Origin of the sequence: Viridibacillus sp. FSL E2-0187 (assembly GCF_038006425.1) — a bacterium.
GTDB lineage: Bacteria > Bacillota > Bacilli > Bacillales_A > Planococcaceae > Viridibacillus > Viridibacillus arvi.
Map to the genome: position 1 here is coordinate 1 of NZ_JBBOVG010000003.1, position 3,069 is coordinate 3,069.

Here is a 3,069-nt window from a genome sequence, read left to right on the forward strand (position 1 = left end):
TTCTCTCAAAACTGGATAAATTACATTGAAGTTAGTTAAGTAAAATTTGGTTAAGTCCTCGATCTATTAGTATTCGTCAGCTCCGTATGTCGCCACACTTCCACCTCGAACCTATCTACCTCATCGTCTTTGAGGGATCTTACTTACTTGCGTAATGGGAAATCTCATCTTGAGGGGGGCTTCATGCTTAGATGCTTTCAGCACTTATCCCGTCCACACATAGCTACCCAGCGATGCCCTTGGCAGAACAACTGGTACACCAGCGGTGTGTCCATCCCGGTCCTCTCGTACTAAGGACAGCTCCTCTCAAATTTCCTACGCCCACGACGGATAGGGACCGAACTGTCTCACGACGTTCTGAACCCAGCTCGCGTACCGCTTTAATGGGCGAACAGCCCAACCCTTGGGACCGACTACAGCCCCAGGATGCGATGAGCCGACATCGAGGTGCCAAACCTCCCCGTCGATGTGGACTCTTGGGGGAGATAAGCCTGTTATCCCCGGGGTAGCTTTTATCCGTTGAGCGATGGCCCTTCCATGCGGAACCACCGGATCACTAAGCCCGTCTTTCGACCCTGCTCGACTTGTAGGTCTCGCAGTCAAGCTCCCTTATGCCTTTACACTCTACGAATGATTTCCAACCATTCTGAGGGAACCTTTGGGCGCCTCCGTTACTCTTTAGGAGGCGACCGCCCCAGTCAAACTGCCCGCCTGACACTGTCTCCTACCCCGCTAAGGGGCATGGGTTAGAAGTTCAATACATCTAGGGTAGTATCCCACCAACGCCTCCTCCGAAGCTGGCGCTCCGGAATCTCTGGCTCCTACCTATCCTGTACAAGATGTATCAAAATTCAATATCAGGCTACAGTAAAGCTCCACGGGGTCTTTCCGTCCTGTCGCGGGTAACCTGCATCTTCACAGGTACTATAATTTCACCGAGTCTCTCGTTGAGACAGTGCCCAGATCGTTACGCCTTTCGTGCGGGTCGGAACTTACCCGACAAGGAATTTCGCTACCTTAGGACCGTTATAGTTACGGCCGCCGTTTACTGGGGCTTCAATTCGCACCTTCGCTTGCGCTAAGCACTCCTCTTAACCTTCCAGCACCGGGCAGGCGTCAGCCCCTATACGTCACCTTACGGTTTTGCAGAGACCTGTGTTTTTGCTAAACAGTCGCCTGGGCCTATTCACTGCGGCTCTCTCGGGCTTTCACCCTACTAGAGCACCCCTTCTCCCGAAGTTACGGGGTCATTTTGCCGAGTTCCTTAACGAGAGTTCTCTCGCACACCTTAGGATTCTCTCCTCGACTACCTGTGTCGGTTTGCGGTACGGGCACCTTTTACCTCGCTAGAGGCTTTTCTTGGCAGTGTGAAATCAGGAACTCCGGACATACGTCCTCGTCATCACAGCTCAACGTTATAGAAATGGGATTTGCCTCATTTCACGCCTCACTGCTTGAACATGCATAACCAACAGCATGCTTACCCTATCCTACTGCGTCCCCCCATTGCTCAAATGGTAAATAGGTGGTACAGGAATATCAACCTGTTGTCCATCGCCTACGCCTATCGGCCTCGGCTTAGGTCCCGACTAACCCTGAGCGGACGAGCCTTCCTCAGGAAACCTTAGTCATTCGGTGGACGGGATTCTCACCCGTCTTTCGCTACTCATACCGGCATTCTCACTTCTAAGCGCTCCACCAGTCCTTCCGGTCTGACTTCACAGCACTTAGAACGCTCTCCTACCACGGACATCTAAGATGTCCATCCACAGCTTCGGTGAATTGTTTAGCCCCGATACATTTTCGGCGCAGCGTCACTCGACCAGTGAGCTATTACGCACTCTTTAAATGATGGCTGCTTCTGAGCCAACATCCTGGTTGTCTAAGCAACGTCACATCCTTTTCCACTTAACAATTACTTTGGGACCTTAGCTGGTGGTCTGGGCTGTTTCCCTTTTGACTACGGATCTTATCACTCGCAGTCTGACTCCCGTGCATAAATCACTGGCATTCGGAGTTTGTCTGAATTCGGTAATCCGGGATGGACCCCTAGTTCAAACAGTGCTCTACCTCCAGGATTCTCTATCACGAGGCTAGCCCTAAAGCTATTTCGGAGAGAACCAGCTATCTCCAGGTTCGATTGGAATTTCTCCGCTACCCACACCTCATCCCCGCACTTTTCAACGTACGTGGGTTCGGGCCTCCAGTAAGTGTTACCTTACCTTCACCCTGGACATGGGTAGATCACCTGGTTTCGGGTCTACAACCACATACTCATTCGCCCTATTCAGACTCGCTTTCGCTACGGCTCCGTCTTCTAAAACTTAACCTCGCATGTAATCGTAACTCGCCGGTTCATTCTACAAAAGGCACGCTATCACCCATTAACGGGCTCTAACTACTTGTAGGCACATGGTTTCAGGATCTATTTCACTCCCCTTCCGGGGTGCTTTTCACCTTTCCCTCACGGTACTGGTTCACTATCGGTCACTAGGTAGTATTTAGCCTTGGGAGATGGTCCTCCCAGATTCCGACGGAATTTCACGTGTTCCGCCGTACTCAGGATACACTCAAGAGAGAATGAACTTTCAACTACAGGGCTGTTACCTGCTCTGGCGGGCCTTTCCAGACCGCTTCGTTTAACTCATTCCTTTGTAACTCCATATAGAGTGTCCTACAACCCCAAGAGGCAAGCCTCTTGGTTTGGGCTATTCCCGTTTCGCTCGCCGCTACTCAGGGAATCGATTTTTCTTTCTCTTCCTCCAGGTACTTAGATGTTTCAGTTCCCTGGGTCTGCCATCAAGACGCTATGTATTCACGTCAAGATACTGCTCCATTACGAACAGTGGGTTCCCCCATTCGGAAATCTCCGGATCAAAGCTCACTTACAGCTCCCCGAAGCATATCGGTGTTAGTGCCGTCCTTCTTCGGCTCCTAGTGCCAAGGCATCCGCCATGCGCCCTTAATAACTTAACCTAAAAGTTAGTTATTAAGCCTAAAAAACTTAATAATAAAAAATGTGTTACTTAATTTGCTTCAATGTCGTTTTATCCAGTTTTCAAAGAACAA

General features: G+C 50.3%; 1 rRNA gene. It reads right to left on the reverse strand.

Going from position 1 to position 3,069, the window contains the following annotated elements:
• Positions 1-46 precede the first annotated feature (46 nt).
• Positions 47-2,976 (reverse strand): 23S ribosomal RNA (locus tag MHH85_RS22200).
• Between the last annotated feature and the right edge of the window lie 93 nt (positions 2,977-3,069).